Source organism: Betaproteobacteria bacterium (genome assembly GCA_009377585.1).
In the GTDB taxonomy this organism is placed as follows: Bacteria; Pseudomonadota; Gammaproteobacteria; order Burkholderiales; family WYBJ01; genus WYBJ01.
Genome location: WHTS01000119.1, coordinates 1 through 17,508, shown reverse-complemented (window position 1 = coordinate 17,508; position 17,508 = coordinate 1). Strand labels below are relative to the sequence as shown.

The 17,508-nt window shown below is 60.8% G+C and carries 16 protein-coding genes and 2 pseudogenes; 10 read left to right on the top strand and 8 right to left on the bottom strand.

The window, feature by feature from the left end:
* Positions 1 to 1,153 (bottom strand): annotated as a pseudogene (locus GEV05_25540) (IS21 family transposase).
* A gap of 181 nt (positions 1,154 to 1,334) precedes the next feature.
* On the opposite strand from GEV05_25540, the gene GEV05_25535 reads away from it, so the two are divergent.
* The 3 genes and pseudogenes from GEV05_25535 (at position 1,335) to GEV05_25525 (ending at position 2,616) form a co-directional block, all read left to right on the top strand.
* Positions 1,335 to 1,811, top strand: a complete 477-nt coding sequence (locus GEV05_25535; GenBank protein MPZ46685.1) for a hypothetical protein — start codon at positions 1,335 to 1,337, stop codon at positions 1,809 to 1,811.
* A complete protein-coding gene (locus tag GEV05_25530) occupies positions 1,744 to 1,962 on the top strand; it encodes a hypothetical protein (protein ID MPZ46684.1) in 219 nt (72 codons plus the stop codon). Before GEV05_25535 ends, GEV05_25530 begins: the two co-directional genes overlap by 68 nt.
* Positions 1,963 to 1,983: 21 nt before the next feature.
* Positions 1,984 to 2,616, top strand: a pseudogene (locus GEV05_25525) (AAA family ATPase).
* 154 nt (positions 2,617 to 2,770) lie between these two features.
* Here the strand turns inward: GEV05_25525 and GEV05_25520 are convergent.
* The 6 genes from GEV05_25520 to GEV05_25495 form a co-directional block, all read right to left on the bottom strand.
* Positions 2,771 to 3,022, bottom strand: coding sequence for a hypothetical protein (locus tag GEV05_25520; GenBank protein ID MPZ46683.1), 252 nt, complete (start codon positions 3,020 to 3,022; stop codon positions 2,771 to 2,773).
* A 3-nt stretch (positions 3,023 to 3,025) separates the two neighbouring features.
* Positions 3,026 to 4,600, bottom strand: coding sequence for an FAD-dependent oxidoreductase (locus GEV05_25515; protein MPZ46682.1), 1,575 nt, complete (start codon positions 4,598 to 4,600; stop codon positions 3,026 to 3,028).
* Positions 4,597 to 4,854 (bottom strand): hypothetical protein, encoded by a 258-nt coding sequence (locus GEV05_25510; protein ID MPZ46681.1) that lies wholly within the window; start codon positions 4,852 to 4,854, stop codon positions 4,597 to 4,599. The genes GEV05_25515 and GEV05_25510 overlap by 4 nt, the downstream gene beginning before the upstream one ends.
* Before the next feature lie 149 nt (positions 4,855 to 5,003).
* Positions 5,004 to 5,540, bottom strand: a complete 537-nt coding sequence (locus tag GEV05_25505) for a c-type cytochrome (protein ID MPZ46680.1) — start codon at positions 5,538 to 5,540, stop codon at positions 5,004 to 5,006.
* A gap of 251 nt (positions 5,541 to 5,791) precedes the next feature.
* The gene (locus GEV05_25500) at positions 5,792 to 6,703 is read right to left on the bottom strand and encodes a class I SAM-dependent methyltransferase (protein ID MPZ46679.1); all 912 of its coding nucleotides are present in this window, start codon (positions 6,701 to 6,703) and stop codon (positions 5,792 to 5,794) included.
* A gap of 530 nt (positions 6,704 to 7,233) precedes the next feature.
* Entirely contained in the window at positions 7,234 to 7,968 is a 735-nt protein-coding gene (locus GEV05_25495; protein ID MPZ46678.1) for a class I SAM-dependent methyltransferase, read from the bottom strand.
* A 677-nt stretch (positions 7,969 to 8,645) separates the two neighbouring features.
* On the opposite strand from GEV05_25495, the gene GEV05_25490 reads away from it, so the two are divergent.
* Positions 8,646 to 9,305, top strand: coding sequence for a hypothetical protein (locus GEV05_25490; protein ID MPZ46677.1), 660 nt, complete (start codon positions 8,646 to 8,648; stop codon positions 9,303 to 9,305).
* A 45-nt stretch (positions 9,306 to 9,350) separates the two neighbouring features.
* Here the strand turns inward: GEV05_25490 and GEV05_25485 are convergent, their stop codons facing one another.
* Positions 9,351 to 10,235, bottom strand: coding sequence for a hypothetical protein (locus GEV05_25485; GenBank protein ID MPZ46676.1), 885 nt, complete (start codon positions 10,233 to 10,235; stop codon positions 9,351 to 9,353).
* Positions 10,236 to 10,694: 459 nt separating this feature from the next.
* Here GEV05_25485 and GEV05_25480 point away from each other — a divergent pair, with 459 nt between their 5' ends.
* The 6 genes from GEV05_25480 (at position 10,695) to GEV05_25455 (ending at position 17,371) form a co-directional block, all read left to right on the top strand.
* Complete coding sequence (locus GEV05_25480) at positions 10,695 to 11,792, top strand: UDP-N-acetylglucosamine 2-epimerase (non-hydrolyzing) (protein MPZ46675.1); 1,098 nt, start codon at positions 10,695 to 10,697, stop codon at positions 11,790 to 11,792.
* Between the two features lie 115 nt (positions 11,793 to 11,907).
* Positions 11,908 to 13,245, top strand: coding sequence for a nucleotide sugar dehydrogenase (locus GEV05_25475; GenBank protein MPZ46674.1), 1,338 nt, complete (start codon positions 11,908 to 11,910; stop codon positions 13,243 to 13,245).
* Positions 13,246 to 13,298: 53 nt separating this feature from the next.
* Positions 13,299 to 14,537, top strand: coding sequence for an FAD-dependent oxidoreductase (locus GEV05_25470; protein MPZ46673.1), 1,239 nt, complete (start codon positions 13,299 to 13,301; stop codon positions 14,535 to 14,537).
* A gap of 215 nt (positions 14,538 to 14,752) precedes the next feature.
* On the top strand, positions 14,753 to 15,127 hold the full coding sequence (locus GEV05_25465) for a DUF559 domain-containing protein (protein MPZ46672.1): 375 nt from the start codon (positions 14,753 to 14,755) through the stop codon (positions 15,125 to 15,127).
* Between the two features lie 39 nt (positions 15,128 to 15,166).
* A complete protein-coding gene (galE, locus tag GEV05_25460; GenBank protein MPZ46671.1) occupies positions 15,167 to 16,147 on the top strand; it encodes a UDP-glucose 4-epimerase GalE in 981 nt (326 codons plus the stop codon).
* 117 nt (positions 16,148 to 16,264) lie between these two features.
* The gene (locus tag GEV05_25455; protein MPZ46670.1) at positions 16,265 to 17,371 is read left to right on the top strand and encodes an NTP transferase domain-containing protein; all 1,107 of its coding nucleotides are present in this window, start codon (positions 16,265 to 16,267) and stop codon (positions 17,369 to 17,371) included.
* Positions 17,372 to 17,508 lie beyond the last annotated feature (137 nt).

The following is a 17,508-nucleotide window of genomic DNA, read 5'->3' as shown; positions in this document are numbered from 1 at the left end:
CATGTCCTGGTCGATCAGAGCCTCGTAGTCGCGCAACGACGCCAGTTCCACGTGCACTTGCGGCAGGCTCGCCGGGTCTGGGGCGAAGCGTGCGCGCAGGGCGTTCAGATCGGGCAACTGCCCCTGGTCCAGGCACTGGCTGAGCGCCTCGGCCAACTGCGCCTCGCAGGTGCGTTCGTGCGCCAGGCTCAGCAGCTCCACCATGGTCTTGCAGGCCGTGCGCGGGGGAAGCGCCTCGCACAGCCGATCGAAGGTCAACCGATAGGCCTGCCGCGGGAAGAGCTGGTCACGGTAGACCAGGTTCAGTAGCGCCATGGGCTTGCGGCGCAGGGCATGGATCACATGGCGGTAGTCGATGACATGGCCGTGCTTGCCGTTGACGCCGGGACGCCCGCGCGGGCGCGTCATCAGCGCCGTGGCACCGAGGAACAGCTCCAGGCGGTCGTCGTAGAGCCGCACCCGCAGCCGGTGGCCGATCAGCCGCGACGGTACGGTGTAGAAGACCTTGCGCAAGGTGAAGCCGCCCGCGGAGGTCACATACACGCGCGTCTCCTCGTAGTCGCCGGTGCGCTCAGCCGGCAGCGGCTGCAGGAAGGACCGCTCGGCTTCGATGCGCTTGGCGTTGCGTGCCGCCGAGAATGACGTGCGCATGCTCGAAACCCGAGCAGGCCAGGCGGAAGTGGTACAGACGGTGGTCCAGTGCGACGCCGGCCACGGTGACGCCGAGACTGTCCATCTCGGTGAAGTCGGACAGCCCCAAGCGGCCAGGTCCGTGCACTTGGCGGAAGACGACGTCGCGCTCCTCGCCGTAAACGGCGCGCCAGGCGCGGATGCGTCGCTCCAACGTCCGGCGCACGCCGCGCGCCATCCCCGGATGGCGGCGCAGCATCTCCTCGAGCACCGCCACGGGCCGTATGCCCGGTGCACCTTGAAGCAGCGGAACGACCTCGGCGTCGAAGATCTCGGCCAGGGGATCGGGGCGTCGCCGCCCGCGCGCGGTCTGCTTCTGCGATGGCAGGCGAGGATCGTGCTCGATGCGGTACGCCGTGGCGACGCTGAAGCCGGCGCGGACGGCCGCCGTGGATAGCCCTTCGGTGAGTCTCAGCTTCATGTAAAGCCTCATCTGGTGGTCGTTGAGGTGTCGTCCGGGCACGGCGGGCCTCCCTAGGCACGGAAGGCCTGCCTCATACCCGATCTACCGCGACCACCGATAAGACTTCCCCGGAAGGGAGTGCCTCCTCGGCGACTAGGAGCGACAGCGGTTCCGGGCTACGCCCGTCGCCCGCTGTCGTTCACAAGAAACTTCTCATCCTGATTGACGCGCTGTTCTCATCTTGATTGACGCGCGACAACGACTGCTGTTCGAGCTCAAGCGCTCGCACCGCGAGATCGCCCGAAGCGTCGGCGCGGCCTCGAGCACGGTGGAGGAGTACCTGCGCCGCTTTGCCGAGGTGAGACTGGGCTGGCCGCTGCCGCAGAGCCTCGGGGAGGCGCAGCTCGAGGCGAGGCTGTTTCCGCCCCCGACCGCGGTGTCGGCCGCACAGCGCGCCGAGCCCGATTGGGCGTATCTGCACCGGGAGATGCGTCGGCCCGGCGTGATACTCATGTTGCTGTGGCAGGAGTATCGGGCCAACCACCCACAGGGCTTCGCCTACAGCTGGTTCTGCGAGCACTACCGGGCGTGGGTGGGGCGGCTCGATCTGGTCATGCGCCAGGAGCACCCGAGCCGGCGAGAAGCTGTTCGTGGACTACGCCGGGCAAACGGTGCCGGTCATCGACCGCGACACGGGCAAGGTGCGCGCGGCCTGTGAACGCGCCCATAAACTTCGTATGACCAGCTTCAAGAGCATCGAGTCGATGCTCTTGAACAACCTCGACTGCGCCCCGCTCGCCGAGCAGGCAACGTCGAGGCAGATGCCGCTGCTCCACGACAACATCCGCGGCCCCGAGTCCTACTCCTGACCCCTGACAGGAGAACCAACCGTGCTACGCCATCCCACCATCGAGAAGCTGCAACAACTCAAGCTCGCCGCCATGGCCCGCGAGCTCGCCCAGCAACGTGCGCTGCCCGAGGCCGCCGCCTTGAGCTTCGAGGAACGCCTTGGGGCTGCTCGCCGACTGCGAGCTCACCGAACGCGACAGCCGGCGCCTGGCACTGCGACTGCGATCCGCCAAACTGCGCGAGGCCGCCGCCATCGAAGACCTCGACACCCGCGCTGCGCGCGGACTCGACAAAGCGCTGATCTTGCTGCTCGTCATTTGCCAATGGATCGCCGAGCACATGAACTGCCTCATCAGTGGGCCGACCGGAATCGGCAAGACCTGGCTCGCCTGCGCGCTGGCCCATAAGGCCGCTCGTGAGGGCTATTGGACGTGCTCATCCGCGACGACCTGGCCATGGCGCCCATGACCGACGCCCCTCGGCGCGACCTGCTCGAAATCATCGACGATCGCTACCAGCGTCGCTCCACGATCGTCACCAGCCAAATTCCCCTGGAGCAGTAGCACACCGCCATCGGTGAGCCTACTCTTGCCGATGCCATCCTCGACCGGCTCGTGCACAACGCCTACAAGCTCGCCATGAATGGAGGTCCATGCGCGACTATCCCAAGTTGACGCCAGCCAACCAAGACAAATAACGTCCACCCTCCCGCGTCGCCGGGCGCCCTGAGTCACCTGATCGAATTAGCGTGGAGGCGCTGATCGCTTTGCCGTGAAGCGACTGATCAACAGCACCGCGGAATCAGTGATCGATTTGCGTGGAATACGCCTACCGCTCTGCCTCGCCCTGCCCGCGTTTAACGCGGATCTCCACCGTCGTCGTGAACACCGCCCACAAGCCAAGCGCCGCGACCAAGAGCATGCCGACGCCGGACCAGAGGCTGAGCATGACCCCATATCCCAATAGCCAAAGCAGCAACAGCGCGGCCGCACGCACCCATTGCCGGTTCACTGCGGGGATGAACCAAGGCAATACGAACGCAACCGGGGGAAGCAAGACAATGACGAGCAGTTTCTTCATTCGCTACGCGGCGGTTCCCAGTTGCTTCAGATGTTCGGCCAGGCGAATGGCGAAGGCGATGATCATCATCGTTGGACCAGAGTAGCCGGAAGTCGGGAAAATGGAGCTTCCTGCCACGTAAAGATTCGCCATCCCGTGTACCTTCCCGTTAGGGTCGACCACGCCGTTTCGTCCCGTGGTGGCCATTCTCGTCGTGCCTATGTGGTGGTAGTGTCCCCGCACATGCGCCCGGATCGCTTCCGGCGTCAAGGGATCGAGCTCGAACCGACCGGCGCCGAGCCGACTCAGCTCACGCACCACAACTTCCTGGCCTTTGGCGAAGGTGCGATAGTCCAACTCGGACAGCGCCCAGTTCAGCACGACCTTGCGTACGCCGAGTGCATCGCGCTCGGTGCTCAGGGTGATCCGCGAAGCCGGGTTCGGGCTTTGCTCAATGCGATGATCGAGCATATAGGCGATCGGCTTCGGGCGCACCACGCCTAGCCGGGCGCCAAAGGACCGGGCGCCCTGCCCGGGCGATGTCGTAAGCATTCGTACGGCGGCGATGGTCCGCAAGTCTGCCGGCTCCCAGAACCGGGAATAAAGCCTTTCGAGCGCCTTGGCGGACTCCTCGAAACCATACAGGGGGAGAAAGCGGCAATAGTACTGGAGCATCCTTTCGCGGCGCATCGCCTGGGCCGAAAGGCTCAAATTCATATTGAGATTAATCTTGCGCAGAGTATCGGCGTCATAAAGCTGCGGGAAAGCGTCGCTCGGAAAGAACAAGCCCGACTCGGCGTAGGGATGCTCCATGAAGTTGCGCCCGAGCTGGCCGGATTCGTTTCCGATTCCGCCAACGATCACGTCGTCCGAATGCAGCATCAAGCGGGCGTTCTCTACAGCGTGGGCGGCCAGGACAAAGCGCCTTGCGTGTACCTTGAACGGCCTTCGCCCGAAGGCTCGAACCGTGACGCTGTCCAGGCGGTTCCCGTTCGGGCTGACATCGAGATGAACGACGTTTGCGTGGAGGATTACGTCGAGATTCGACTGCTGCCCCAACGCCTGAGAGTAGAGTTCCTGGAAGCGCCGACGCCGGGTGATCTGGAATACCTTGCTGTGGAAATCGCCGGATCTCGACTCCAGCAGGTCCGATGGCAAGTAGCCATTGCGTAGCGCCTGCACTTCCGGGCGGAAGCCGTCGGTTTGCAGCCCGATCTGAGCGGCAGCAGCGGCCACATAGGGCGCAATGTCTTTGTACCCGATGGGCCAGGCGGGTACGCCGAGCTCAGGCCAGCCATCGTAGTCGATTGGATCGTTTTCCCGGCAGTAGCCGCTCCAATGGTTGGTCGTACCCCCGAAGAAACGCAGCCGACATGACGTCATGTCGTAGTACGGAATGCCGGTCTGCGTGGCTTGATAAAGATTCTGGGTCGCGCCGTCGATGTCGCGGCCTCCGCTTTCCAGCAGCACCACGCGTAGTTTGCTGTCGGCCAGGTTGGTGCACAGGGTGATGCCTGCCGCACCGGCTCCGATCACACAAACATCTACGGTTGGAGCCGAATCGAACTCGGTACTCAAAGCGTCTACGAACTGGGTCATGTATCGCGGGTGCACGCCGAGAGGAACAGTGCCACCTCGGTGTGCGAAAATTCCAACCCTCGGATTCTCTTCACCCGGCCGGCGGCGAGATCGTCGTCGATGCAGGCGGCAAGCGCCTGCCTTGCGCTGGACAGCACCGGTCCGATCAGGCGTTGCAATCTTTCTTGCACCTGCACCAGGATCGGCCCTCTTTCCTGCACTGGGATAGAGACCGCCATCTTAAGCTTCAGTCCCCTGCCGACCGACAAGCCCACGGCCCTGCAGACATCGTCCAGATACGCTGCGGGGCTGGAGAAAGTACTTGTGAATGTAAGGGCCGCGCTGGAGTCCACGCACGGCGCGAGCATCGCGGCACACATGAGCTGCCTGCGGCAGCTCGAGTGAGGCAACGAGGAGCGGTGCATCACAGTTCCTTCATGTACTGGATCAACGCGGCGATGTCGCTGTCGCTCATGCCAGACAAAGGCATCTTCGTTCCCGACACCATTCTCTCGGGGCCGCGAAGAAATCTTGTCAAGGATTCTTCATCCCAGACGATGCCGCTGTTGCGCATGGCAGCGGAGTACTCGTATCCAGCGACGGAGCCGGCCCGCCGGCCCAATACGCGCACGAGATGCGGCCCCACCATGTGCACAGAACTCGTAAACCGGTGGCACGCGACGCAAGTGACCACGACGCGCTCTCCCGCTGCGATGCGCATTCTCTTGTCGTGGTATGCCTTCGCCGAATCGGCCGTAGGACCACCGAGAAGGATTGCCAACCCGACCGCCGCGGTCCAGAGGAGGCCGCCGAAAGCCAAACGCACTCGCTGCTTTTTGAATCGATCCATGTAACGACGCTGCTGTCCCTGGCAATCGCGGCACCAACGTGTCCGGCGTGCGGCGGAACCAGACGCGACGCGGGCAAGCAACCCTTGGCGCGCTACACCGCGCTCCGGCATGACCCGCGACTTCGAGTTGATTTGCACTTCGTACCGCGGGTCAGAGCATAACGCACTCACTCCTTCCCTGGTCCATCGCCTTTACCCCGGCTATGATAATCATCACAGCATCCTACTAGTGGGCGGCACAGCTACTGCACCTACAAAGCACGCCTGGTAGCGTCCCGGCTCTTTTCAACCTATCCGCCTGGAAGAAGCGCCCGCGGTTGGTGTACGCACCAACCTCGCGGGCGACTGACCCTATGCGTACTTCACGAAACCACCCGCATCCAGAATCCGTTCGCTCGGGTCGTCGCGAATTGCGGAAATCCACATCGCTGCCAGAAATCCGCGGCCGCTTGCATGAGGTCGGTATCGATCCCGGATACAAAAAACCCGGGAAACACAACTTCGTATCGCTCACCCTTATCGGCCAGAAGCGTAGCGGCCAGAAGATACTGCTCAGAGTAATAGCGCTGCGCCCAATCCGCGGGGTAGTCGTGCGGGAGATAAATGTCGTCGATATAGATGAGAACGCCAGGCTTCAAGCGCGGCAGAATCTCGAGGAAGGTTATCGTGACGTCGCTGTTTTGGAAGCACCGGTGGGAATTGTCGATCATCAAAATGTCGCCGGGCTGCAGCCGGTCGAAGATTTCCGGATCAACTGTTTCAACGGGCCTACGGACTACCTCATGGCACAACGCGTCGATCTCGGCACGGGGCTCTGGATCGACAGACACGATTCTCGTCTCGAGATTGTTATCGATGATCGATCGACGTGCGAACTTCGTTGAGTTCCCGGAGCCGACTTCGACGTACAACCTAGAGTTGAACAATGCCGGAAAAGCATAGAGCGCGGCGGCGTCCAAGCCCATCACAAATCTGTTCATCCAAAAGGGAGCGCTGGGATCGGCAGGGGCATCGACTGGAATGGCGGCGAGTTTCGCTTCATAGGGCCTCAGCCGCTCGATGATTCGAAGATAGCTATCCTTGTGTTTCGCGATCAGATAATGGAGCCGCTGATGCGGCGGTTTGCCCCAACCATAGCGTGGCTGGACATTTACTGAATAGTCCAGATAGATCGGACTCTGACCGGCATTCGATCTGTAGTAGAGTTCGCGCACCGCCGCTGGGAACGGAAAGGTTCTTTTCAAAGCGTTTTTAGCCTTCCGAATCAAACCCACTTACGTAGCCTCCGACTGGATTGAACGGTGCAGGGTCGGGGATGCACAAGTGCAACCGACATGCGACATGGTCCGCACTGGGTGAGATTCAACTTCTAGAATTAACCTATCGTCGGCCGGATGAATCGTCAATAGAACTCCGCGAGTCATGACCGCTTCACATCGGACGTCGCTGTGAGCGTAACAAGATCCGAAACTCATCGGCATTCTTCTGTAGTCAGACTGAGGTCGAGTCCACGCCTCATAATATTACGGAAATGATCGTCACAGACCACTCCAGGTCCGTCACCGGAAGGTTACGACAGAAGCGTCGACACCGTCGTCAGGAGCCGGTGGCCCAGGAGGGAAAATCTGCCCTACCGTCCCTCTCCCAATCGAGGGCCGAGAAAAATTTCAGGCGCATGCACTTGGCGCTTTGCTATCAAGCGCCCAACGGACTTCAGGTCCAGACCGCTTAGTCCCGCCGCCCGAGTGGTTGATCAACCGTCGAGCAGCACTCGAAGCGGTGAACTTGCCGCCTATTCACGTCGTCACATGAACCTGCGAAGCCTTCTCTTCAGGGTGCGTGACAAGGAATTCTTAATGGTCTGAGGTGTGAATCGGGATAGCCGTCGCAGGAATCGGCCCGAAAGCTCTTGATTGGGTGACCGGGTGATATCTTCGTAGTATCCCCGGTTGTAGCCCTGCAGCCACCAGCTGTCACCGCATGGGTCGATCGCGGGCTCATGCGTTCTGGTGAGGAACGCCGTCTTCCCGACGACCTCTCGGAACTCGAACATCGAATCGGCGCGCAGGATATCGAGCATTCTGCCGATAGACGGAATATCAATGTCGTCGATGATCAAGATGCCGCCTGCCGCGAGATGCGGATAGAAGTAGTAGTACTCGATATCAGGGAATGGGTAGCCATGCGGCCCGTCGATCAGAACTGCCTGCAAGCCTTGCTCGAACAGATGCTGTGGAAGTGTCCGCTGGCTAGGCCCTTCGACGAACCTCACCCGCTCCGCACGAAGTAGCGACGAGCACTTGGTTTGGCTCAGGCTCTTCTCGCCATCCAGCGCAAACACAACATGATCGTCGGAGAGATGAGAGAAAAGCAGGGTCGTCCGACCGACGCCGGTTTCGGCGGTTCGCCGAAACCCACCACACTCTTCGCTGTACCGTACGATTGCGAGGAGGACATCTCGGTTCACCGAGCCTGCCTGATGCCAGTCGTTCGGAAGGCTTACGATCTGGTCGATAATGGCGAGCGACTCTTGCTTCATCGTCCTTTATGTCCGGGCGTCAGGCCCCTAGAACCGAATTCTACGACTACCGGGCACCAGCGCGAGCGATCCGGAATCGGAACCAGCTTAGTGGTAGCTGTCGAACATGTTGTTCGAGCGGCGGTCGCCTACTCATCGAACAGTTTAATCGATCGCCCGATGGAGAATCCACTAGGATTGGACTTACCTCAACTTCGTACAGGGGGCATTTGCCTGCACTGGGCCGGAAGAACACCAGTCTACTTCGAAAGGAGCGTAGCTTGTGCCATCTGTCGATGTAATTCGAATACGGCACGTGCGCCCAGCAGCCGCCTTCGGTCGTTTCGAGGCGCTTGAGTACTTCTCCGTAGCCGGCGTAGCCATCGACGAGCAGCGTGCCCTTGGATCGCTCCGCCGCCGGCCATGACGGACAGTCTGGGCGATAATCCACCCACTTGCGTCGCTGTGCTCCGTCACTGTTCGCCATCGCCGGATCAGGTGGCCGCCATCTCCGGATTGCGCACCAATCGGGCCGGCGCGGAGAGGGCAGTTGGACGGAGCGAGTGGTCACGGCACGAGTAGCTGGCCCGAGCCTTGATCGCGGTTCTGGGCTCTACACGGGTTCGAAATTTGCTGTCCTCGAACGCCCTTATCGACATTCGCTGCTTGCAGCTCGAACCAATGGAGGATTCACTACCATGCGAGCCATCAGCCGTCTTTTGCCCCTCGCGATGATGTCGTTCACGCTGAACGCTCAGTCTACGGTATTGACTTTCGATGGCTTCTCGGACAACGAGATCGTTCCTCAGAGTTATGGCGATCGGGTGATCGACTTCGGTACCTCATATGGTAGCGGGGGAGGAATGACCCCGAACATCGAAGTGGACTACATTCCGGTCAGCAACAGTATTCCTTTCACCAACTGGGTGAGCGATTATGCCACGCTGACCAACGCGCTGAGCAGCATAGAGTTCGATACCCAGGGGTACATTCAGCTCACACCTGATGCGGGATTTGATGTGGTTTTGAACAGCTTTCAGGTGGCCGCATGGTTGGACGAGAGCTTTCCCGACAGTCGCATCTTTGTAGCAGACACCGCCGGCGCGACCCTCTTCGATACCGGCACGTTCACAGCCCTGCCGGGAGTCGTGCAGATCTATCCGACCGGTCCACTACGGTCATCGACCGGCTTGCGAATAAATATTCACGACTTCGGCGACTTGGGCGTGGACAGTATTGCCTTCAGCCAGGTGCCGACCATTCCAGAGCCACAAATTCATGCGCTCTGGATTGCAGGCCTGGCTCTGGTCGGGACGATCGCTTGGAAATCGCGGAGAACGCGCCGGCAACCAGTGTAGGTTCCCGGGCAAACCGGTATCAGATGTCGTGTCTTGATCGTCATCCTACCTGGGCATCCCGCTCTTTGTATTGAAGGCAGCTCGCTCCGCTGCGGCAAACGAGTTTGCGCGAGCGATCGGCCCCATCCAGAGAATGTTCCGAAAGGCGGCGGAAGATCGGTACAAGCCCTGTTTCCAGTAATGCCTTGTCGGCTCGATCTTTCGGATGCTGTGGTATTGAAGCGTCGCAATACCATCGAGATGCAGAACCTCGCGGAATCGGGTTTCCGATTCGTTCCGCCTCCAGATTGTAACGCTGCCAGTATCATCGGCGGCGAACTTTATGCGCATGACTAAGTCCGTCCAGTAGCCAGGGTTGAGAGAGCTGTCGAAGAAGGTCCTTTCGACAAAGTGATTGCCCTGGGCTAGATCCCCTCCGTTGGTCCGCAGAGCGAAGCGACCACCCTTTATGTCCAACGCAAGGGCAGGGGAACTACCCAACGAGTCGGGGCCATGCAATTGCAAAAGTATCTGGAACGCCTTCGGAGTATTGAGCGCGATTGTCTTGAAGTCGGTGGGGAATTTGTAGCTTAGCGCAAAATACTGAGTCCCGCTTTCGGCCGATTCGTACAATACGCCCCCCGCGGCGGCCCTCATGTGTGCTACTTCGGCGCGCTCGGTCCCAATGCAACATGACATGGGATTGTCGCCGGGCCGAACATCTACGACTGCTACTGCTTTACGATGGTTGGTCATGGCCCCGGATGCGATGAGTCGATTGAGAGCCATAACTTCTATGTAGGCCCATCTTCCACGCTGCGCATCCACTTCGAAGTCGCTCAAGAACGAAACACCCGATGACACGGCAGCGTGCACGGGGACTGCAAGTACCATTAAACATACCGTCCAAAACGCAGCGCGGCAAAAACTTGCAAAGCAGTTGAACTGCACTTACGACCTCCTATGGTCACTGGAACGCGAGAACGAGCCCCATGCGCGGCCCTGCCAGGCCCTCGTAGAGGTGAGGGCGGACCGACGAGTTGAAGAACTGTGTGATACTGGCGCCACCGACGGCTATCATCGTCAACGCGCGTAGGCGCCTTGAGTGGGAGGATCGAGAGTAAACTGCTTTTTTTTCGTGCACAAGTCGGCTGAAGCCGTTCGATCCGTCGCACATCTGCGACATCAGTCACACCTCGTTTCTGGGCTGTCGGTATGCCTTGCCCTCGATCGCGGATTTCAAAGTGCAAAGGTACTAGAATCGCGCAACGCGCTTCGGTACGCGACAGCTGGCCGAAGTGCGGTTTGGAACGCAAAGCTAGGCAGACGGCATTTTTCGTGCTTGCCTGGAAATGAAATGCGTCACGAGACGCAAAGCGTGAACGGGCATCGCGTCATTCGAGGATCCAGATGAAGAAACGAATCGCCCTGATAGCCGGAGCCCGGCCGAACTTCATGAAGATCGCGCCCATCATGCGCGCGCTGGAAGCGTACGAATCCAGCACGGAAGCGATCCTCATCCATACGGGGCAACACTACGACCCGGAGATGAGCGATGTCTTCTTCTCGGATCTGGGAATCCGGAAACCGGATAAATTCCTCAATTGCGGGGGTGGGAGCCATGCGCAGCAGACCGCCCGCATCATGATGGCCTTTGAGGAAGTTGCGTTAGGTCTCGAGCCTCAATGGGTGGTCGTGGTCGGCGATGTCAATTCAACGGTTGCCTGTTCGCTGGTCGCAAAAAAACTGCACATGCAGGTGGCGCACGTCGAAGCGGGGCTTCGCAGTGGCGACCGGAAGATGCCCGAGGAGATCAACCGCATCGTGACCGATTCGATCTCCGATCTTTTTTTCGTGACCGAGCCGGCTGGCGAGAAGAACCTGCTCAGGGAAGGGCACTCGCCAGACAAGATCCACTACGTCGGTCATGTGATGATCGACAACTTGCTTTATCAATCAGAGCGCCTCGCGGCGGGTGGTGCCAAGGATCTGCCGTTTGCTCCCTTGAAAAATCGACTGACCCGGTATGGTGTCGTTACGCTGCATCGTCCTTCGAACGTGGATGAGCCGCAGACGTTGCGACGTCTGATGGATACGCTGGCCGACATTTCGCGCTCCCTGCCGCTCATTTTTCCGGTGCACCCGCGTACTCGGCAGCGCATCGACGCGCTGGGAATCGGCGTTCCCGCAAGCTTGCATCTACTGCCGCCACTGGGCTACATGGATTTCCTCAACCTTTGGAAGGATTCCGTGGTCGTCATCACCGACAGCGGAGGTTTGCAGGAAGAGACGACAGGGCTCGGTGTGCCCTGTGTGACGGTGCGCGAAAATACCGAACGACCGGTCACTGTGGAGGAGGGGACGAACCTGATCGTGGGGCATGATTTCGACAGCCTGCGCCGCGTAGTCGAGGATGTGATGGCTGGACGGTCGAAGCAAGGGAGACGACCGCGCTTTTGGGACGGCAAGGCGGCCGAGCGAATCTGCGAGGTTTTCGCCCGCACATAACCTCGCTATAGCCAGGAAAGATGCTCGATGCGGGGAGGTGCATTGCAGAAGTACTCAAGGGGTATGAGGTTGTGCTCGCGCGCGAGCGCATGGACCTCATTGGAGCGGATTTGAAGTGAACATCACCGTCATAGGAACAGGCTACGTCGGCTTGGTCACCGGGGCATGCCTGGCAGAAGTGGGCAACAACGTCACCTGCGTGGATAGCGATCGGGCCAAGATCCAAGCGCTGGAAGCCGGGCATATTCCGCTCTACGAGCCCGGCCTGGAAGCGCTGGTGCAGCGAAACGTCAAGGAACGCCGACTGCAGTTCGTGACCCGCCTACAGGAGGCCATTGAGGATCACGACGTCTACATGATCGCCGTGGGGACGCCTCCGAACGAGGATGGTTCCGCCCAACTCGGCGCAGTCCTTGGCGTGGCCGAAGAGCTTGGCGAATGTGTTTCGAGCCCATGCGTGGTGGTGACGAAGTCGACCGTTCCGGTCGGCACGACGGAGCAGGTCGAAGCAAAAATCCGCACGGCCTTGGCACGACGAGGGCTCGATATCGCGGTCGACGTCGTAAGCAACCCGGAATTTCTCAAGGAGGGCGATGCCGTCGGCGATTTCATGCGCCCGGAACGGATCATCGTGGGTACCGAAAGCGCCCGAGCGCTGCAGGTGATGAAGGAGCTTTATGCTCCAGTGACCCGCAGCCACGAACGGCTGATCGCCATGACGGTGCGCGATGCCGAATTCACCAAGTACGCGGCGAACGCCATGCTGGCGACGCGGATCTCGTTCATGAACGAACTTGCGGCCATTTGCGAACGGGTCGGCGTCGACATCGAAAACGTGCGCGTGGGCATCGGCTCGGATCGGCGCATCGGCTACCAGTTCATCTACCCGGGCTGCGGATACGGCGGCTCCTGCTTTCCCAAGGATGTCAAAGCGCTCATCCGCACGGCCCTCGACAATGGAGTAGAACCGCAACTTCTGCAATCGGTGGACCGCCGCAATAGCGCGCAAAAGCGCGTGCTGTTCGAGAAGATCCACGAACGCTTTTCGCGCAAGCTCGATGGGCTCGTGTTCGGGGTCTGGGGCCTGGCATTCAAGCCGGGAACCGACGATATGCGCGAGGCGCCGGCGATTCCCTTGCTCGAAGGCCTCATCCAGGCGGGAGCCAAGGTTCGGGCGTACGATCCGGTGGCCCATGAAATGGCTGCTCGCGTATTGCCGTCCGAGTGGTTCGAGTCGGGGCAGCTCGAGCTCGCCGAGCATCAGTACGATGCGTTGGAAGGCGCCGATGGCCTCGTGCTGGTCACCGAATGGAAGCCCTTCCGTCAGCCCGACCTGCGGGCCATGCGTCGCATCATGCGCCAGCACGTCGTCTTCGATGGCCGGAATCAGTACGATCCGGATCAGATGGCCGAAGCAGGCTTCGAATATTTCGGAATCGGAAGACGGAAGTAATGCTGCTCCCGAGTTGATACCATTCGGTGCACACGTAATCGGAGTGTTGCACCATGCCCCGCAAGATCACCGTCCTCGGCGCCGGTATCGTCGGCATCTGTTGCGCGAGCTACCTGCAGCGCGATGGCCATCAAGTAACCCTGATCGATCGCGGTGAGCCAGGGCGGGGAACGTCCTACGGCAATGCCGGCATCCTGAGCCCGGCTTCATGCGTGCCCATGGCGCTTCCCGGCGTCCTTTCCAAGCTTCCCGGCTGGCTGATGGACCCAATGGGGCCGGTGGCCGTGCGCATGGCGCATCTGCCGGCGATGCTTCCGTGGTTTCTGCATTTTCGCAAGGCGACCCGCGCCGCAAATGTCGAGGCAAACGCCGATGCGCTTCGGCGTCTGCTGGCGCAAACCTTCGATGCCTATGCGCCGCTCGTCAAGGCGGCCGGCGTCGAGGACATCGTGCAGCGCCCCGGCTACCTCGTGGTGTACGAATCGGACGCGGCTTTCGATTCCGATGCGTTGAGCTGGAAGATCCGGCGCGATCGGGGCGTAGAGTTCGACATCCTCGACGGGCCAGGGCTGCGGAAGCTCGAGCCGGCGCTCGCTCCGATCTATACCCGCGGCGTCTATGTCCTCGATCAGGGTTACGTGACGAGCCCGCTTCGTCTCTCGCAGTCGCTCGCTGCCCAATTCGAGCGTGAGGGCGGACGCATCGAGCAGCGCGAAATCAAGGACATCGAGATCGGGTCCGATGGCCCGACTGCCCTGCTCACGGATAGCGGCACGATGCCGGTCGAGACCCTGGTGATTGCAGCCGGCGTGCATTCGGGCCGGATGGCAAAAAAGCTCGGCGAGCGTGTGCTGCTCGAGGCGGAGCGCGGTTACCACGTTGAGTTCGAAGCGCCCGGCATCAGCATCTCCCGGCCGATCAATTCCGCGGCCGGAAAGTTTTTCGCGACGCCGATGGAAATGGGGTTGCGGGTGGCAGGCACTACCGAATTCGCGGGGCTCGACCGGCCCGCAAATCCGGGACGCTCGCGGGTTCTGCGCGAGCACGCAAGGCGGATGTTTCCCGGATTACAAAGCGAGGCGGTATCCGAGTGGATGGGGCAACGGCCCTCGACGCCTGACTATCTCCCGATCATCAGTACGTCATCCAGGTATCGCAATGTCTATTACGCCTTCGGGCACGGGCATCTCGGCGTCGTGTCGGGTGCGCCGACCGGGCGTCTCATTGCCGATCTTGTGTCCGGGAGGACTGCAAACGTCGATGTCCGGCCCTATCGCGTGGATCGGTTCTAGCCGGAAGCGGTTGGGCGAAATGTTGCGATAGGTCTTCTCGCGTATGCCGAAGATCGGTACGGGATCCCGCCAACCGGCGCCCGCCTGAGCGGACGGGAATCCCTGCGCCGTCAAGTGAAGGCCGCTTGCCTTGCATACCACCTCTGTCGTAGTGATTCGTTCCACCGTCGCCCCTAGACTCCATCGCCGGCACAACCGATCGATGGAGACTCATAATGGGCACGAACCTGATCACGCATGTCGGCTGCCTCGCGGCACTGACTCGGCGTTTCCGCATCCCGACGAGCCCCGCAGAGGCTCTTCTGTGGAGCGAGCTGAAGGGCCGGCGGTTGCGCGGTTACCGCTTCGAGCGCCGACGCCAGGTCGACCGCTACGTCGTCGACTTCTATTGCAGCGAGCTGCACCTCGCCGTGGATATCGTCGGCGCCGCGACGCCGTGGCAGGGTCCCTGCATCGATGAGGAAAGAACCATCCGGCTTCGCTTGTCCGGGGTTGCCTTCCTGCCCTTCGCCGAGGAAGAAATTCTCTACAACCTGGACGGCGTCGTATCCAGGATCAGGCAGGCGATCCGCTACCTGCCGTGGAAGTGATCTACTATTCGCCACAGCGTTTTGCGCGGAGGACAGGTCTTGAAGGTGTTGATTGTCGGCGGCGCCGGATACATCGGCTCGCACATGGTGCAGATGCTCCTTGAGCGCGGCCATGAACCGATCGTATTCGACAACCTCGCCACGGGCTATCGGGAGGCGGTGCTGGGCGCGCCCCTGGTCGAAGCGGATCTGGCCGATTCGTCGGCGCTGGACCGAGTCTTCGAGGCGCATCGGTTCGACGGCGTGATGCACTTCGCTTCCTTCATCCAGGTCGGCGAATCGGTCCGGGATCCGGCCAAATACTATCGGAACAACGTCGCGAACACCTTGAACCTCCTCGATGCGATGCATCGCCACGGTGCGCGCAACTTCATTTTTTCCTCGACGGCGGCAATTTTTGGCGAGCCCGACTACGTGCCGATCGACGAGAAGCACCCGCAGCGGCCGATCAACCCCTACGGCTTCTCGAAGTATGTCGTCGAGCGGGCGCTGGCCGATTACGACCGGGCCTACGGCCTGCGCTCGGTTTGCCTGCGCTACTTCAACGCGGCCGGCGCCGATCCCGAGGGGCGGATCGGCGAGCGACACGAACCGGAGAGTCACCTGATTCCGTTGGTTTTGCAGTCCGCTTCCGGTCGCCGCCCCGACATCCAGGTATTCGGACGGGACTACGACACGCCCGATGGAACCTGCGTGCGCGACTACATCCACGTCGTAGATTTATGCGAAGCGCATCTGCTCGCGCTCGACCGGTTGCGAGACGGAGCATCGAGCAGCGCCTACAACCTGGGCAACGGCAACGGATTTTCCGTGCAGGAAGTCATCGACTGCGCCGAACGGGTCACAGGCATACAAATTGCTCGCGTCTACGCGCCCCGGCGAGTGGGCGATCCTGCAAAGCTCGTCGCCGATTCACGCTTGGTGCGCTCGGAACTGGGTTGGAAGCCGCGCTACGACGCACTGCAAACCATTGTTGGTCACGCGTGGAGCTGGGAGCAGCGTGTATGTGGCGAGCGCTGATACCTGCCGGCTTTGCCAGACTTGTCACGGTAACGTAGCCGATACCAGAGTAAGCTTGCTGCGTCGCTGCCACTGGCCGCACCGGCCTGCAGACAACACAAACGAGGGCACAGAGCCATGAAAGCCATGATCCTCGCCGCGGGGAAAGGCACCCGGGTACAACCCCTGACCTACGAGCTGCCGAAGCCGATGATCCCGATCCTCGGCAAACCGGTTCTCTCCTACCTGATCGAGCATCTCGCACGTTATGGCGTGCGCCAGATCATGATCAATACGAGCTACCTGCACGAGAAGATCGAGGATTACTTCGGCGACGGCCATCGCTACGGAATCGAGATCGGCTACTCGTTCGAGGGCCGAATGGTGAACGGCAAAGTGGTGCCGCATCCGATCGGATCGGCGGGCGGCATGCGCAAGATCCAGGACTTCGGCGGTTTCTTCGACGAGACCACGATCGTCCTGTGCGGGGACGCGCTGGTGGACCTCGATCTCAACCTCGCCATGTACGAGCATCGGGCTCGCGGCGCCATCGCCAGCATCATCACTAAGGAAGTGCCTTGGGAGGATGTCTCCAACTACGGCGTCGTCGTCAGCGAGCCGGACGGCCGCATCATCGCCTTTCAGGAGAAGCCGCCGCGCGCCCAGGCGCGATCGAACTGGGCGAGCACAGGCATTTACATTTTCGAGCCCGAGGTGATCGAGCTGATTCCCCCGGGCGAGAACTTCGACATCGGCGGCGACTTGTTCCCGTTGCTCGTTGCGCGCGGGCTGCCGTTCTTCGCCCAGAAGCGCCATTTCAACTGGATCGATATCGGCAAGATCGCCGACTACTGGGCTGTGTTGCAGCAGGTCATGAAAGGTTCGGTGGCCGGAATGGAGGTGCCGGGACGGCAGATCCGCGAGGGCGTGTGGGTTGGGCTCAATACACGGGTCGAATGGAGCGAGGTCAAGATCGAAAGTCCCGTGTACATCGGTTCGGGCTGCAGGATAGAGGCCGGAAGCGAGATCATCGGGCCGGCATGGATCGGGCACAGCTCGGTGCTGGAGAAGGGATCGAAAGTCGTTCGCAGCATGCTGTTCGAATACACGCACATCCCGGCCGGTGCGACCTTCGACGAAGTGATCGTCTGCAATGAATACTGCGTCGACCGGTATGGCAAGCAGACGCATGTCCAGGACATGCATGCGCAACTCGTCTGGAGCGATGCGCGGGCTGCGGGCTGACGTCCGCCTCGTTTGAAAGCGGGCTTATCCTCGTTTGAAGGCGGGCTCATTCCAGTTTGGAGCGGGGGACTATACGTCCTTTTGCCTGGCGCTTCAGGAGCGCCCGATGCTTGTGCTTCATGGTCGCACATCACTGT

Coding starts and splice junctions, on each gene's coding strand:
- GEV05_25520 (MPZ46683.1), bottom strand. CDS start 3,022: ATGAAGAAACTGCTCGTCATTGTCTTGCTTCCCCCGGTTGCGTTCGTA.
- GEV05_25495 (MPZ46678.1), bottom strand. CDS start 7,968: ATGAAGCAAGAGTCGCTCGCCATTATCGACCAGATCGTAAGCCTTCCG.
- GEV05_25515 (MPZ46682.1), bottom strand. CDS start 4,600: ATGACCCAGTTCGTAGACGCTTTGAGTACCGAGTTCGATTCGGCTCCA.
- GEV05_25480 (MPZ46675.1), top strand. CDS start 10,695: ATGAAGAAACGAATCGCCCTGATAGCCGGAGCCCGGCCGAACTTCATG.
- GEV05_25490 (MPZ46677.1), top strand. CDS start 8,646: ATGCGAGCCATCAGCCGTCTTTTGCCCCTCGCGATGATGTCGTTCACG.
- GEV05_25465 (MPZ46672.1), top strand. CDS start 14,753: ATGGGCACGAACCTGATCACGCATGTCGGCTGCCTCGCGGCACTGACT.
- GEV05_25455 (MPZ46670.1), top strand. CDS start 16,265: ATGAAAGCCATGATCCTCGCCGCGGGGAAAGGCACCCGGGTACAACCC.
- GEV05_25505 (MPZ46680.1), bottom strand. CDS start 5,540: ATGCCGGAGCGCGGTGTAGCGCGCCAAGGGTTGCTTGCCCGCGTCGCG.
- GEV05_25470 (MPZ46673.1), top strand. CDS start 13,299: ATGCCCCGCAAGATCACCGTCCTCGGCGCCGGTATCGTCGGCATCTGT.